The 14,422-nt window shown below is 39.2% G+C and carries 14 protein-coding genes; 11 read left to right on the forward strand and 3 right to left on the reverse strand.

Going from position 1 to position 14,422, the window contains the following annotated elements; all coding sequences use genetic code 11:
* Positions 1-157: 157 nt before the first annotated feature.
* The gene (locus tag ABS766_RS11440; protein WP_408085299.1) at positions 158-1,009 is read right to left on the reverse strand and encodes a ChaN family lipoprotein; all 852 of its coding nucleotides are present in this window, start codon (positions 1,007-1,009) and stop codon (positions 158-160) included.
* 176 nt (positions 1,010-1,185) lie between these two features.
* Between ABS766_RS11440 and ABS766_RS11445 the strand changes: the two genes are divergently transcribed.
* Complete coding sequence (locus tag ABS766_RS11445; RefSeq protein WP_408085300.1) at positions 1,186-2,547, forward strand: hydroxymethylglutaryl-CoA synthase family protein; 1,362 nt, start codon at positions 1,186-1,188, stop codon at positions 2,545-2,547.
* 351 nt (positions 2,548-2,898) lie between these two features.
* On the opposite strand, the gene ABS766_RS11450 is transcribed toward ABS766_RS11445, so the two are convergent.
* Positions 2,899-3,894 (reverse strand): hypothetical protein, encoded by a 996-nt coding sequence (locus ABS766_RS11450; RefSeq protein WP_408085301.1) that lies wholly within the window; start codon positions 3,892-3,894, stop codon positions 2,899-2,901.
* A gap of 111 nt (positions 3,895-4,005) precedes the next feature.
* On the opposite strand from ABS766_RS11450, the gene ABS766_RS11455 reads away from it, so the two are divergent.
* From ABS766_RS11455 to ABS766_RS11490, 8 genes are all read left to right on the forward strand, one after another.
* On the forward strand, positions 4,006-5,298 hold the full coding sequence (locus tag ABS766_RS11455) for an aminopeptidase P family protein (RefSeq protein ID WP_408085302.1): 1,293 nt from the start codon (positions 4,006-4,008) through the stop codon (positions 5,296-5,298).
* 181 nt (positions 5,299-5,479) lie between these two features.
* On the forward strand, positions 5,480-6,094 hold the full coding sequence (locus ABS766_RS11460; RefSeq protein WP_408085303.1) for a hypothetical protein: 615 nt from the start codon (positions 5,480-5,482) through the stop codon (positions 6,092-6,094).
* Positions 6,095-6,346: 252 nt separating this feature from the next.
* Positions 6,347-6,637, forward strand: coding sequence for a hypothetical protein (locus ABS766_RS11465; protein ID WP_408085305.1), 291 nt, complete (start codon positions 6,347-6,349; stop codon positions 6,635-6,637).
* Positions 6,638-6,751: 114 nt separating this feature from the next.
* Entirely contained in the window at positions 6,752-7,015 is a 264-nt protein-coding gene (locus ABS766_RS11470) for an NTF2 fold immunity protein (protein WP_408085306.1), read from the forward strand.
* A gap of 370 nt (positions 7,016-7,385) precedes the next feature.
* On the forward strand, positions 7,386-9,980 hold the full coding sequence (locus ABS766_RS11475) for a TonB-dependent receptor (protein ID WP_408085307.1): 2,595 nt from the start codon (positions 7,386-7,388) through the stop codon (positions 9,978-9,980).
* Between the two features lie 150 nt (positions 9,981-10,130).
* On the forward strand, positions 10,131-10,565 hold the full coding sequence (locus ABS766_RS11480) for a hypothetical protein (RefSeq protein ID WP_408085308.1): 435 nt from the start codon (positions 10,131-10,133) through the stop codon (positions 10,563-10,565).
* Between the two features lie 9 nt (positions 10,566-10,574).
* Positions 10,575-11,030 (forward strand): septal ring lytic transglycosylase RlpA family protein, encoded by a 456-nt coding sequence (locus ABS766_RS11485; RefSeq protein WP_408085309.1) that lies wholly within the window; start codon positions 10,575-10,577, stop codon positions 11,028-11,030.
* 4 nt (positions 11,031-11,034) lie between these two features.
* Entirely contained in the window at positions 11,035-11,460 is a 426-nt protein-coding gene (locus ABS766_RS11490; RefSeq protein ID WP_408085310.1) for a septal ring lytic transglycosylase RlpA family protein, read from the forward strand.
* Positions 11,461-11,481: 21 nt separating this feature from the next.
* On the opposite strand, the gene ABS766_RS11495 is transcribed toward ABS766_RS11490, so the two are convergent.
* Entirely contained in the window at positions 11,482-12,591 is a 1,110-nt protein-coding gene (locus tag ABS766_RS11495; RefSeq protein ID WP_408085311.1) for a glycoside hydrolase family 16 protein, read from the reverse strand.
* Positions 12,592-12,757: 166 nt separating this feature from the next.
* Here ABS766_RS11495 and ABS766_RS11500 point away from each other — a divergent pair, with 166 nt between their 5' ends.
* Positions 12,758-13,273, forward strand: coding sequence for a GbsR/MarR family transcriptional regulator (locus ABS766_RS11500; RefSeq protein WP_408085312.1), 516 nt, complete (start codon positions 12,758-12,760; stop codon positions 13,271-13,273).
* A complete protein-coding gene (locus ABS766_RS11505; RefSeq protein WP_408085313.1) occupies positions 13,274-14,422 on the forward strand; it encodes an efflux RND transporter periplasmic adaptor subunit in 1,149 nt (382 codons plus the stop codon).

A 14,422-nucleotide genomic window follows, 5' to 3' on the forward strand; every position in this document is an offset into this window, starting at 1 on the left:
ATTTTTTAAGGTATTATCTGTTAAAAATTACATCATGTGTTTTTTTAATCTGAAAATATCTTAAAATATGCAAAAATAATAAGAATATTACAATCCCTTTGTTTTAACCCTCGCCTATCCTATAACGTTTTAGCCTATTAAAAGGCCTGTTTTACATTCAATATGTTGTGGTCATGTCTTCATCTACCACTATTATAAAGTCCGCCTTATTCAGGTATTCATCTTGTAACGTGTCTACCTCTTTTTGTGATACAGTAGCTATAGTAACAATAGAAACATCATTTTTATACTTTTTAAGGTACCAGTTAATCCCTTCGTGGTAATCACTATGATAGCTACCGTTGTAGTGTATAAACGTTGTACCGGGCTTACTATATTTTGAAATAAAATACCCCATTGTGGCATCTTTTAATGCTTGGGCTTTTGGTAAATTTTCGCCGCCGTGCATGCCACTCATTTGCAACATTGCCTTATAACCGGGCAGTTCCGCATCATACGCCACAGGCAGGGGCGCCATAAATTTCTTTTCGGCATCCGGTAATGTATCTAATGCGGAAAAGCCGTTTTTATACACCAGGCTGGCATAGTGGCGGGGCACATTGGTAGCTACAAAAATATATTTTTTCGCTTTGGCAAATTCAACCAAAGGCTTATAATCGGTTTTGTAATTAGGCCAAAGGCGTGCCAGGGTATCCAGCCCTTTTTGGTCAACCTGGCCTAATAAGTATCCTGTTAAAGCCTGTTGGTTATCCGCTTCAATCATTTCTGCACCAAAAGCAACAGGTTTTTGCGCAGCCATATCTTTGGCAAATTCAAGTTCCAGCCAATGGATAAGAGCATTGTCATGCTGTTCACCAAAAAGAACCACATCAGCATCTGCAGCAGTTTTAAGCATTTTTTTATAAGTAGTCTTATTTCCTTTAGCATTATATATCTGGTACGGCTGCTTATCCTGTGCAGTAATAATAAAATTTACGAATAAAAAAAAGGAAAGGCTGTAAATTTTCATTTCTATTTATAATGATTATGAATAACTGCGCTAATATAGGGCTTTTAAATAAAAAAGCAGGGACTAAGCTAAAAAAGCCGTTTACCAGTAAAACCTTATAAAATCTGTAAAGGATAATAAGCATAACCTATTTATATAATTGCTAAATTTGCCTTTCGCTCCAAAACACAGTAGAAATGAATACCGGAATAGACGCTATTGCGTATGATATTGCCAAGATACACTTACCTATAAAAACCCTTGCAGAAGCGCGGCATATAGACCCTGATAAACTTGAAAAAGGTTTGGGCCTGATAAAAATGACCCTTCCTGATACGCATCAGGACACTGTGGTTTTTGCTGCTAATACGCTTACAAGGCTTATTGCAGATAACAAGTTGAATCCTGCCGATATTGCCCGTATTTATGTGGGCACCGAAAGTGCTATTGACAATTCTAAGCCAATAGGTTCTTTTTTAGTAACGCTTATAGAGCAGTTACACGGTAATGACAGCTTTTTGCACTGTGATGTGGTTGATTTCACGTTTGCCTGCATTGGTGCCGTAGATGCACTGCACAACTGTATTGACTTTGTGCGGCTGAACCCCGGTAAAAAAGCCATTGTAATTGCCAGTGATATTGCAAAATACGATTTGGAATCGACCGGGGAGTATACACAGGGCGCTGGTGCGGTGGCGATGTTAGTTACTGAAAACCCACGCATTATTGCCTTTGACAATAATTGGGCGGTAAGCACAAAAGGCGTGTTCGACTTTTTTAAACCATATCGTACCCTTGCCAAAAAAGAAATTACTAATATTGAAGCTAACGAACCTTGGTTTGACAACCTTGAAGCGGAAATAGAAATACATAAAGACCAGCCCGTTTTTGACGGCCAATACAGCAATATCTGTTATACCGACCGTACACGCGAGGCTTATTTTTCTTTTAAAAAACTAACCGATACTAAAGGATCTCTTTATAATAATTGGGCTAGCATTATTATGCACCTGCCCTACGCCTTTCAGGGTCGCAGGATGTTTTCAGAAATTTATGCCCTTGACGCCGAAGCACCTTTACTGACTGGAAATGAAACCTCTGAAGACTATATTACTAAAGTAAAGGAAATTGGTAAAAGCGAAGAATATAAAAAGTTTGTAACGGACAAGCTACAACCTGCCGAAGCGGCTTCATCGTTAATTGGCAACTTATATACAGGCTCTATTTTCATGGGTTTTTTAAGTGCCCTTGCCGAATATGAGCGTAAAGGTATAGATGTAACCGGAAAAACTTTCGGCTTTTTGGCATATGGTAGCGGTTCTAAAAGCAAAGTCTTTCAAGGGGTTATACAGCCGGAATGGAAAGATGCCGCAGCGCAATCTAACCTGTTTAAAACACTGGAACGCAGTACCGCTATTGACTTTGAAACCTACAATAAATTACATAAAAAAGAGCAGGAATACAGCGTTTTAGCACCGGTAAATGAGTGGATTCTAGATAAAATTGAAACGGAACTTCCCAACCTTACCGGGGCACGTTATTACCGTTGGGTGGAATAGCCATGCCATCTGTAAAAGTGAAAATTTTCTTTAAATCGTATACATTTAGTACATTTATGTGTGTGTTTTTGTGAAGGAAACACATTTACTATAAACTCCATACAAATGCGCTAATCGCCTGTATTTACTAAAGGTTCATGCTGTTAGAGATCCATTGTCGGTTCAAGTCCTTCACACCCGGCAGTTGCGGTACGATGTACAGAAAAAGGAGTCCGGGTAATGAAAATTTTTATGGTTTTTAAAATGGTATTTTTTTAAATCAAAAATAAGCATTGGCTGCAACTGTAAAACCAAGCAACAGTAAAATTGTATTTGACTTGAAATTCATAATATGTAGGGTAATCAGTTGGGTCATTCATTATAATAATCTTCCGGTTTGGTATACCTGAAATCTACCTCTGTACCTTCGCCATTGGTAAAAGTAAGCGGATATTCTTTAGGAACTCTTTGATAAGTACCATCTGCAAAAACACCATTACCGAATCCACAGTTATTGTTATTACCAACAACGCCAATTTTCAGCGCATCTCCTTTAAAGGTAAAAAGCAACTGGCATTCGGCATCATCTTTAGCTGTATCCTTATAATAAACACCTTTGTCATCTTTAATTTTAATCCTGCCATATAAAGCCCCCATATTATAAGATGGCGCACCGCGGTTTACATCAAGGTAAAACAATATGTGGTCATCATCTTCCGGATAAATGGTTACATTGCCAATAGGGCCCTCATCGGCATTGGTCCCGTAACTGTACACACCAAAATACTTAGCAGTAGCATAACCGGAGTTTTGAACATAAAGCAATTCTTCATCCAAAAACTCAGAAATCTCTGCCTTACCTTTATTTATATCTATTGCGAATCGCCAGCATGCGTCAGACTCAGGCAAACACAGGGAAATTATTACAGGTATTATTTCCGATTTTACTTTTTGGTTAGTCTGTACATACGACAGCAAAAAATCATCATAATCTTTATCTATTTTATTTTTAAAATCAGATTTTTGAAGCGTTATGGTATCTGCTTTATCTTTACTTATCAGTTTAACAAGCATTTGCCTGTAATTATAACTCCCTTCAACAATTTTGTCTTTATTAATAATCGGCTCAGATAAAACAATACTGTCAGTATATTCTCCCACAACAGTAAAGGGTTCATCATCAAAAAACACAACACCCAAATCTGTACGCTGTTCTTTTTCAGGCTGATATTTTATTACTTCTGTTTTTGGTACTTCCGGTACTGTTTTAGTTGTGTCTTTAGATGCGGTTTGCTTTTCCGGTTGTTCATGCTTAGAGTTGCATGAATAAAAAATTATAAAAACAGCAACGAGCAGCAGTTTATTCATAATAAAAACTATAATTGGTTAGTGCTGTAAATATATTAAAATTACTAACCTTATGCCATTCCCCCAATTCTCCGTAAATTTGGTTTTTCTAAAATAAAATTACTTATTCTTATGAAATACCAGCAGATACCCAGCAGCCTCTTTATTAAAAACCGTAAAAAGTTTATGGCCGAAATGAAGCCGAAGAGTGTTGCCGTATTTAACAGTAACGATATTTACCCGGTGAGTGCCGACAGCACCCTGCCGTTTGCACAGCACCGCGATATTTTTTATCTCTCCGGTGCTGACCAGGAAGAAACCAAACTGCTTTTATGCCCCGACGCACCCTATGAGCACCTGCGCGAAATTCTTTTTGTGCGCGAAACCAACGCCCATATTGCCGTTTGGGAAGGTGAAAAACTTACTAAAGAGCGCGCTACCGAAGTTAGTGGTATTAAAAATGTAATGTGGCTGCAGGATTTTGAAAAGACCCTCTTTGAGGTAATGACCTACTGCGATACCATGTATGTAAATACAAACGAGCATTACCGCTCATCGGTAGAGACTGAAACCCGCGAAGCGCGTTTTGTAAAATGGTGGAAAGAAAAATACCCGGCCCACCAGGTAGCTAAAAGCAACCCTATATTGCAAAAGCTGCGCAGCATAAAAGAGCCTGAGGAAATTGAGTTGATGCAAACCGCATGTGATATCACCGAAAAAGGTTTCCGCCGTGTACTGGGCTTTACAAAACCCGGGGTATGGGAATATGAAATTGAAGCTGAGCTACTGCACGAGTTTATTCGCAACCGCAGTAAAGGTTTTGCCTATACACCCATTATTGCTGCAGGCAACAATGCCAATGTATTGCACTACATAGAAAACAACCAACAGGTAAAGGATGGCGACCTTATTTTGTTTGATGTGGCTGCCGAGTATGCCAACTATAGTAGCGACCTCAGCCGTACCATACCGGCCAACGGTAAGTTCACCAAAAGGCAACGCGAAGTGTATGATGCTGTTTTAAGGGTTAAAAATGAGGCTACCAAAATGCTTATACCCGGCACGTTGTGGAAACAATACCATGTAGAAGTAGGCAAATTAATGACAAGCGAATTATTGGGACTTGGCCTTCTTGGCAAAGCCGATGTACAGAACGATGACCCGGCGTGGCCTGCCTATAAAAAATACTTTATGCACGGCACCAGCCACCACATTGGGCTTGATACCCACGACTACGGATTGCTACACGAGCCGATGCAGGCCAATATGGTATTTACAGTAGAGCCCGGTATTTACATTCCGCAGGAAGGTTTTGGCATACGTTTAGAAGATGATGTAGTAGTACAGGAAAATGGCGAGCCGTTTAACCTGATGCGCAACATACCTATAGAAGCCGAAGAAATTGAGGAACTAATGAGCAATTAAATTTATTTCAGGTTTAACGTTTCAGGTTATACTAGTGGTGTAACGTTCATTACGAAGAGGTGCGACGAAGTAATCTGGAACAGGTTGTCACGCTACGCTCGCAGTGACAAACTGAAAATACTATAAGCCAGCCTTCGGGTTGGCTTTTTTGTTATATTTGGCGCAACCAATTAAACCATTTATGAAAAAAACTGCCTTTTTTATAATGTGCGTCATAACTGCCTTTCAAAGTGTAGCACAAAATAATAGCCATGAGTTAAAGATGATTTCAGACTCCGATAATCCACAATTACAGGATATCTTAATGTTTGAGGGTATAGATTACTACAAAATAAAATTTAGCGGTAAAGACCTGAAAGGTAAAACATACAAGATTACTGTAAAGGAGATAAAGGATGGGATAACAGTATCTGATTCCGTGTTTTATGACAGCAGTAGTACAGACATTATAGAGCAGTTCAGGAAAATAAATGATACCGTTTTTGAAATGCGGGTTTTAGGAAGGCACACCACCGACAACAAACTCAAAATGTCATTTTTTTTTCCTCAATATATGTTTAAAAAAGAATTTGATGCACTGCCAACAGACGAGTATTCGCTGAGAAACCTTGCACAGGAAAGCGGCCTACCTATAGAGTACGGTAAAAAGTTTTACCTGCTGGCCTATATACTACCCTATGAAACGCCTTACGGAAAATCATGGTGTGATATAGGCCATGACGGAAAAGATGTTGAGCAATGGGGTAAAAAGTTTGGTATTAAGCATTACATTTTATTTGAAATGGAGTTTAAATAAATTCAGTTAGTTTAATTAGTTTTCAATGAAACTTATTCTGCTACCTCTCTTGTTTAGTTACTGTTTACTTCAGGCACAGCAGGAACCTGTACCTGATACACTGCAAAAAAACAGAATCGTATTTAAGTCCCCTGCTGTTATTGCCGGTTATCATTACATAAAAACCAATATGGAGAAATCGGCTTTGGGTTAAATAAAACACAGGTTACAGGCCGGCACCCTTTTTCCTCAGCCCTGGTTGTTTCTACCGAAATGCGGATTGACGGAGCTTTTATACAGGGATTTAAACTTGGCGGGTGGATTGGCGGAGGAGGTGGAAATCTTGGGTTGAATATTATAAATTATACCGACTGGCACCAAAATTCACTTTGCATACGGCCGGAGGTTGGCTTTGGGTATGACATTATACGATTTGTGTATGGTTATAATATAGCATTTACCAATAAAGGCTTGAGTGGCGTTAATACATATAATTTTTCGGTTAACCTTACACTGAACCTAAAAAAAGAAAATGATAAAAAACGTAATACTCCTGTTAATTAGCTTGATTTCTTTAACTGCTTCAGGACAAAATAAATTAGGCAGGAATACGCTAAAGATGTATTAAAAAACGTACTTAATAATGCTCCGGCACATAATGTTATTGACAATAAAACCTTGATACTTCCCGACAGCATTACAGCTATCAATATTGCTGAGCCCATACTATTTAGGTTATATGGCAGGGATAATATCTTAAAACAAAAGCCGTATGAAAACTACCTTATTAATAATTACTGGATAATTATGGGGACTATGCCAAAAGATAAAATGGGAGGCGTATTCCTTATTATAATTGATGCCCGCGATTGCAGGGTACTGAGAATTAACACATGGGAAATAGGCAGCAGCAAAACAACTGGCCTTATCTTTTTGGCGTGAAGCAAATCAGGAAGTTTTGCGTTAAAAACGATTTTTTGTTTGAGCGCAGCGAGTTCAAATCGTTTAGCAAAAATGATAGATTTGTAGCCTGAAAAAGATACCGCCTTGATTTTTTGATTCTTTTGTATCAAGACAAAAGAATAGGAGTTTAAAAAACTCTTCATTACATAAAGCTGCTTATAGTTTTAAATATCCGCTAATAAAAAATCATCACAAAGTAAAGTGCTACCTGTAATTATCATGTAATTTTTACCTAAAGCTTTCTTTACCATCAACTTTAGGTAAACTACAGTTCATTTAATAATGCCTTAACTTTTTAAAATTTAAAAAAGGCAATTTTTAGGGTCTAACAACTCTTAAACACGTAACAATGAACAAAATTACACGTTTATTTTTTATGCTTTTTGTGCTTATGTGCGGCACAGTTATGGCTCAGCAAACCATAACCGGTACGGTTACAGATAATGAAGATTTGCCCTTAACCGGAGCAAACATCAGCATCCAGGGCACTACAGATACAGCAACAACATCAGCAGATGGCACTTTCTCTGTAGTAACCGTCAAAACAAGCGGTAACATTATTGTGTCTTTTGTAGGATATGAAACAAAAACAATTTCTTTTACTGTTACAGAAGGCCGGGCTTTTGACGCTGGTACTATTATGCTTACCAGCGATGCCGAGGAACTTGAAACCGTTGTTATTGTAGGTGGCGGTGTAATTGACCTTGAAGAAGACCGAAGAACTCCTGTGGCAGTTTCCACCATCAGCCAAAGGGAAATTAAATTAAAATCGGGCCAAAATGATTTTACTACCGTAATGCAAAACACACCTTCTATATATGTGGCAAGCCAGGCAGGGGGTTTTGGAGATACCCAAATGTATGTTAGGGGTTTTGACCAGACTAATACTGCTTTCCTGCTTAACGGGCAACCCATAAACGGTATGGAAGATGGTAACATGTACTGGTCTAACTGGAGCGGTATGACTGATATTGCTAATGCCGTACAGGTACAACGCGGTTTGGGTTCTTCTAAACTGGCCATATCTTCTGTTGGGGGTACGGTAAATATTGTAACTAAAACTACTGATATGCGAAAAGGTGGGTTTGCCCAGTCTATGATTGGTAACAACAACTATCAAAAAACCTCCCTTGCATACAGCACAGGCCTTAACGAAAAAGGTTTTGGTACCAGTGTTATGCTTTCTAAATGGAGTGGAGACGGTTATAATCGTGGTACCTATGGTGAAGGTTACAACTACTTTCTTTCTTTTGGATACAAACCAAGTGACAGGCATATATTTAACTTCCTTATTTTTGGCGCGCCTCAATGGCATGACCAAAACTACACCAAAGCAATTTCAAACTACCTTCAGTGGGGCCGTAAATACAACAACAATTACGGTTTTGAATTGGGAGATTATAAAACCGAACGCAGAAATTACTACCACAAGCCTGTGGCTAACCTTAACTGGGATTTCAACATCAACAGTAATATGCAGCTTTCAACAGTATTATATGCTTCGTTAGGCCGTGGCGGCGGTACCGGTAACTACGGCAGCAGCAGGAACAGGATAAGAGAGGCTGACGGGCATATTGATTTTGATGCTATAAGAATGAATAACCAGGCACTGGCAGGCGGTATAGGTAACTACGACAATTCTTACCTTATAAGAAACTCCGTTAACAACCATATCTGGTATGGTGTAGTATCAAACTTTAACCATAAAATTACAGAAAACTTTAATTACAATATTGGCCTTGATATCAGAAATTATAAAGGCACCCATTACCGGGAAGTGTCTGATTATTTAGGGTTAAACGGATTTGAGGTAGAAGCGGGGGAAAATGCCCAGCACCCACAGGGCTTTATAGTAACAGAACAATATTCCGCCAACCCGTGGTCTGCATTTAAAAAAGGCCCGGCAGATACACAAAAAATTGATTATGATTATGACGAAAGGATAACGTATGAAGGTTTGTTTGGGCAGGCCGAATATGCCACAGATATATTCTCGGTATTTGTTCAGGCGGCTGTATCTAATCAATCGCATGTGCGTTGGGACCGTTGGCAGTATACTAAGCAGGAAGAAGAATCGCCAAAAGTAAATAACACCGGTTATGATGTTAAAGGCGGGGCAAGTATAGAGTTTGTTGAAGGCAATACGTTTTTTGTTAACGCAGGGCACTATTCAAGGCAGCCTTATCATGATAATATTTACCTGAGCTATGGTAATGATGTAAATCCGTTTACCAAAAACGAGAAAATTACAGGTATAGAGCTGGGCTACAGGTTTAGGAGCACGTACTTTAGTGCCGATGTTAATGCGTACCGTACAAACTGGAAAGACCGTGTAACAACATCAACCGGCGCAGACGAAAACGGTGAGGAGATTTTTTATATTAATTCCGGCGTTAACCAGCTGCATAAAGGCCTTGAGCTTGAATTTAAAGCAAACCCTTTTACAATGGTGGATATTAAAGGTTTTGCTTCTCTTGGCGACTGGAAATATAACGATAACATCTACAAAACCACAAGAGACCAGAACAGGAATATAATTGAGGAATCTTTCGATAATGTTGACGGACATGAAGTAGGTGGTGGCGCACAGACAACATTAGGTTTGGGCTTTGTTTACAGAACAAATTTCGGGTTATCAGTTGATGCTGACTGGAGGTATTATGACAACCTGTATTCTACTTACGTAGGTGAAAATGAAAACGTTAAACTACCTACTTATGATCTTACAGATCTTGGCCTAACCTATAGGTTAAATTTTGCAAAAACAGGATTAACATTCCGCGTTAACGTAAATAACCTGTTTGACGAAGTATACATTTCTCAGTTAACTACAGCTAACCCTGTAGAAGATGGCGATGAAACCTATAAAGGCATTAATGTTAGTAACAATGGCTTTTTTGGTAATGGCAGAACATGGAACTTTAGCATGAAGTTCAACTTTTAATACTTACGTGTATTTATTATATCAAACGGTTGCCCTTGGGCAGCCGTTTTGCTTTTAAAGTTCAGGCTAATATTTACCTTAACAGCAATTTAATGAAGTATTATTTATAACTATTGGCTATATTTGCCTTTCAGCTAAATAAAAATTTTTATGTATTCTACTATCTTAGAGTTGCACTCTTACTGGGCTTATGGCGTTTTGTTCTTTTTATTACTGGCCATTTTAAATTCGTTTGTAGGCTTATCTAAAAAAAAGCTTTTTGATGCAAACGACCGTAAAATTGCGTTGATAGCATTAATATTTGCGCATGTGCAGCTGGTACTGGGTTTAATCATGTGGATTATCTCACCAGACTGGGATAATGCTAAAGCCGCTGGTGGTGTAATGAAAGACAGCCTTATCAGGCTTCACCTCATTGAGCACCCTCTCATTAATATTATTGCCATAACGGTTATAACCATAGGGTGGTCTCAACATAAAAAAGCAATTGAAGACAGCGCAAAATTTAAAAAAATTGCCATTATGTACCTAATTGGCCTTGTATTGTTATTAAGCCGTATTCCATATGGTCAATGGTTTTCATAACTATGTAAAATGAAAAGGGGACTAAGCATAATAAGTGTATTGTTACTGGTAATGCTGCTAAGTGCATTTTCATCGGGCGGGTCCTGTTCCTGCAATGCAAATAAAAACCCTGAAGTTACTGTAGTAAAAGATACCCTTAAAGAAAAAGAACCCCAGCTTACCTTATATAAACAAAATGTTTTTGCTACCTATTATGCCGATAGGTTTAATGGAAAAAAAACAAGCAGTGGCGAGCGTTTTAACAATACCAGTTATACCGCAGCCCATAAAAAACTGCCGTTTGGCACACTGGTACGTGTAACTAATGAGGCAAATGGCAAATGGGTAGATATAAAAATAAATGACCGGGGCCCCTTTGGTACAAAGCATGAAATAGATTTAACCAAAAAAGCTTTTATGGAAATAGCTTCTGATAAAGGATCCGGGCACATGAAAGTGAAAATTGAAATTATAGAAAAAGAGTAATACTATGGCTAAAAATATTTTGGCTGTGCTGTTGCTTACAAGCTTTTTTTATTCCTGTTCTTCATCAAAAAAGACGGCTTCATCCACATCGTTCTCATTATACGATAAAAAAGCAGTGGCCTGTTATTATGCCGATAAATTTAACGGCAGGAAAACCGCTAACGGAGAAACTTTCAGCAATAATAAATATACCGCAGCCCATAAAAAACTGCCGTTTGGCACTAAAGTAAAAGTTACCAACAAAGCCAACGGAAAATGGGTAATAGTTACCATAAATGACAGAGGGCCATTTACCCGGGGCCGTGATATAGACCTCGCTAAAAAAGCTTTTATGGATATTACAGACAACAAAAATAATGGTACACTGCATGTAACCCTCGAGATAGCAAAAATAAAACGTCCCGCCAAAAGCGGGACGTTTTCATTATAATTTGTTTTATCTAATATCCTATCAATCCCGCTGGTACACCCGCACATAATCTATAAGTGTGGTACATGGGAAAACGGCTTCCGGAACAATGGCACCGCCATAGGTATAGGTAGTACCGCCTACACCTGCCGAAAGAATTATATAAAATTCGTGGCTGAAAGGATGCCACTCATCAAAGTGATGTGAATATTCCGATTTCATTGTCCGTTTACCATCAACGGTAACTTTTGTATCATAGTCCTGTCCATCCGGGGCATTGCCCATAGCATCTCCGTCATTAAAATAATTAATGTGGTACACATTCCCATCTATACTAAATTCAATACGGTTGTCAAACCAGTCTATACGATACAGGTGGTAACCGCCGCTCCCGGCATTAGGGTTGTTAGCTGCAACAGGCCAGCCGCCATAATCGGGGTTTACGGCAGGCACCTCTTCATTTTCATAAGAATAATAAGCACCCTTATGGCCGTGGTTCCAGTCCTGATACTGGTTATCTTCCCAAAACCAGGCATAGTGTACACTGCCTAAGTTATAGTAAGGAATAGAACCTACATATTCCATTATATCAATCTCGCCCCCTTGCGGCCACATAATATAGGTTTCACCGGCAGGTATTTCGGCAGGCATCATCCAAAAAGCAAATCCCTGTCCTTTATATTTTACATCACGGGCCCATACGCGGGCTTCAATACGGGTACCGGGCCCTGCAGAAAATTTTCCTTCAGTATTTATTCGCCCGCTTGTGTACTGGCGGTCCATATAAGATTCTTTACGGGTTGTTATATTCAGCGCACCATCAGTAAGGTTTACATTCTCAGTTCTGTCAGTAGCACGGTCAACCTGTCCGGTACCAAAATCGCCGTTTACACCTGTACCGGTTTCAAAATTCCATTTTGTCTGGTCTAAAATTGTCCCGTCAAACTCATCATTCCAGATAAGCGTATAGCCCGTATAGGAAGTAACCTGTGGTTCGGGTTCAGGCTCCGGTACGGGTTCAGGCTCCGGTTCTGGTTGTGGTTCAGGTTCGGGATTTACTTCAGTGGTGTCTTTAGGTGAATCGTCCTTATTACAGGAAGGAACTATAGTCCATACCGTGATGGAAAACAGTAATAAAAATACTTTTTTCATGAGTTAAAAATTAAGTTTGGGTTTTGTAAATGTATGAAATATAATTTATAGTGTAAAAAACCCTAAAATCCAGGCTCATGCTGTTAACATGTTATTAACGGTTTTTCTGGTTCGGTTAGTTCGGCAGTATCCGAACTAATAAGTACCTTTGCCAAAATTTTATTGGATGGCAGATTTAACGCAGCAGAAGGAAGAATTAATTGAAATGTATGGAGTTCATTTTGAATTGCAATACAATCTGCCGCCCCTTGCTTCAAGAATTTTAGGTATCCTGATTATTGACAGCTGTAAAAAGGGGCTCACCTTTGAGGAGTTAACAGATCGTACGGCGGCCAGTAAAAGCTCGGTATCTACAAGTATTAACCTGTTGCTTAAACTGGAAAAAATAAATTATTATACCATTTGCGGTGATCGTAAAAAATATTTTAAACCTTCACCCTTTAGTGAGCGTCTAAAGGGATACCTGAAGATGATTGCTTTTGAAAAAGAAATACTGGAACGCATGCTGGATTACCGGAAAAAAACCGCTTCTTGCCCCGCAGAACAGTGCAGCCTTGAAAATACCAAGGCCTACAAAGACCATGTGCTGAACATAGAGAATTTATTACTGGAAGCCGTAGAAAAATTTAAGAAAATAGAACAAAAAAAAGTGGACCAATATAACACGCATAAAAATCATTAAATGAGAAACAAAACTTTACTGGGCGCTTTAGCAGCCCTGTTGGTGTTTTACGGATGTGGTAAAAAAGAAGAACAGGCACAGCAGCCGCAGGGCCCTATGCCCTACCCTGTCGAAACCATAATTAAAGGCGATGCTACTACATTTGAAGAATATACCGCTAACCTGGAAGGGCAGCAAAATGTAGAGATACGCCCTAAAGTAACCGGGTTTATCCAAAAAATATATGTTGATGAAGGGCAGCATGTAAACAAAGGGCAATTACTGTTTAAACTTGAAACACAAACCCTTAACCAGGATGCCGCTGCAGCAAAAGCCAGTGTAGATGCTGCCCGCGTTGAGGCAGACAGGTTAAAACCGCTGGTAGACCGTAATATAATAAGCAAAGTACAGCTTGAAACCGCAAAAGCAAACCTGGCACAAGCACAGGCTGCTTATAATAGTATTGCTGCAAATATTAATTACGGCAGCATAATATCCCCTGTAAGTGGTGTTATAGGCAGTATGCCTTTTAGGGAAGGCGCACTGGTAAGCTCTACCACACAGGAACCGCTTACTACAGTATCAGACAGCCGCATGATGCGCGCTTATTTTACTATGAATGAAAAGCAAATGCTTGATTTTACACGTACATTTAAAGGTGGCACACTTCAGGAAAAAATTAAAAATACCCCCGAAGTAACCCTTTTACTTGCCGATGGCAGCGAATATGAGCATAAAGGTACGCTTGAAACCGTAAACGGCCTGGTAAACCCTACTACAGGTACAACCGAATTCAGGGCTGTATTCCCTAACCCGGATGCTGTTTTGCGTAGCGGGGGTAGCGGCATAGTACGTATACCTATAAACCATAAAGATGTTATTATTGTGCCACAAAATGCCGTAATGGACAGGCAGGACAGGCACTTGGTGTTTGTTGTGGAAAATGACTCGGTAAAATCCCGTGTTATAGATATCACTACAACAGCAGGAAAAAACTTTATAGTAAAAGATGGCCTTAAACCGGGCGATGTTATAGTAGTACAAGGTGTTACCAAATTACAGGAAGGGCAAAAAATTGCACCACAACCTGTAAAAAAAGAAAAAGAGCCCGCTGCCCAGGTACAAGATACCACCGCAGCAGAGCAAAAAACTAACAGCCAGCAAAAATAA

It is taken from the genome of Flavobacterium rhizosphaerae, from assembly GCF_046000445.1.
Taxonomy (GTDB): domain Bacteria; phylum Bacteroidota; class Bacteroidia; order Flavobacteriales; family Flavobacteriaceae; genus Flavobacterium; species Flavobacterium rhizosphaerae.

What these genes read in the sequence shown, in the direction of transcription:
- ABS766_RS11440 (WP_408085299.1), bottom strand. Translation starts at nt 1,009, where the DNA reads ATGAAAATTTACAGCCTTTCCTTTTTTTTATTCGTAAATTTTATTATT.
- ABS766_RS11445 (WP_408085300.1), top strand. Translation starts at nt 1,186, where the DNA reads ATGAATACCGGAATAGACGCTATTGCGTATGATATTGCCAAGATACAC.
- ABS766_RS11450 (WP_408085301.1), bottom strand. Translation starts at nt 3,894, where the DNA reads ATGAATAAACTGCTGCTCGTTGCTGTTTTTATAATTTTTTATTCATGC.
- ABS766_RS11455 (WP_408085302.1), top strand. Translation starts at nt 4,006, where the DNA reads ATGAAATACCAGCAGATACCCAGCAGCCTCTTTATTAAAAACCGTAAA.
- ABS766_RS11460 (WP_408085303.1), top strand. Translation starts at nt 5,480, where the DNA reads ATGAAAAAAACTGCCTTTTTTATAATGTGCGTCATAACTGCCTTTCAA.
- ABS766_RS11465 (WP_408085305.1), top strand. Translation starts at nt 6,347, where the DNA reads ATGCGGATTGACGGAGCTTTTATACAGGGATTTAAACTTGGCGGGTGG.
- ABS766_RS11475 (WP_408085307.1), top strand. Translation starts at nt 7,386, where the DNA reads ATGAACAAAATTACACGTTTATTTTTTATGCTTTTTGTGCTTATGTGC.
- ABS766_RS11480 (WP_408085308.1), top strand. Translation starts at nt 10,131, where the DNA reads ATGTATTCTACTATCTTAGAGTTGCACTCTTACTGGGCTTATGGCGTT.
- ABS766_RS11485 (WP_408085309.1), top strand. Translation starts at nt 10,575, where the DNA reads ATGAAAAGGGGACTAAGCATAATAAGTGTATTGTTACTGGTAATGCTG.
- ABS766_RS11490 (WP_408085310.1), top strand. Translation starts at nt 11,035, where the DNA reads ATGGCTAAAAATATTTTGGCTGTGCTGTTGCTTACAAGCTTTTTTTAT.
- ABS766_RS11495 (WP_408085311.1), bottom strand. Translation starts at nt 12,591, where the DNA reads ATGAAAAAAGTATTTTTATTACTGTTTTCCATCACGGTATGGACTATA.
- ABS766_RS11500 (WP_408085312.1), top strand. Translation starts at nt 12,758, where the DNA reads ATGGCAGATTTAACGCAGCAGAAGGAAGAATTAATTGAAATGTATGGA.
- ABS766_RS11505 (WP_408085313.1), top strand. Translation starts at nt 13,274, where the DNA reads ATGAGAAACAAAACTTTACTGGGCGCTTTAGCAGCCCTGTTGGTGTTT.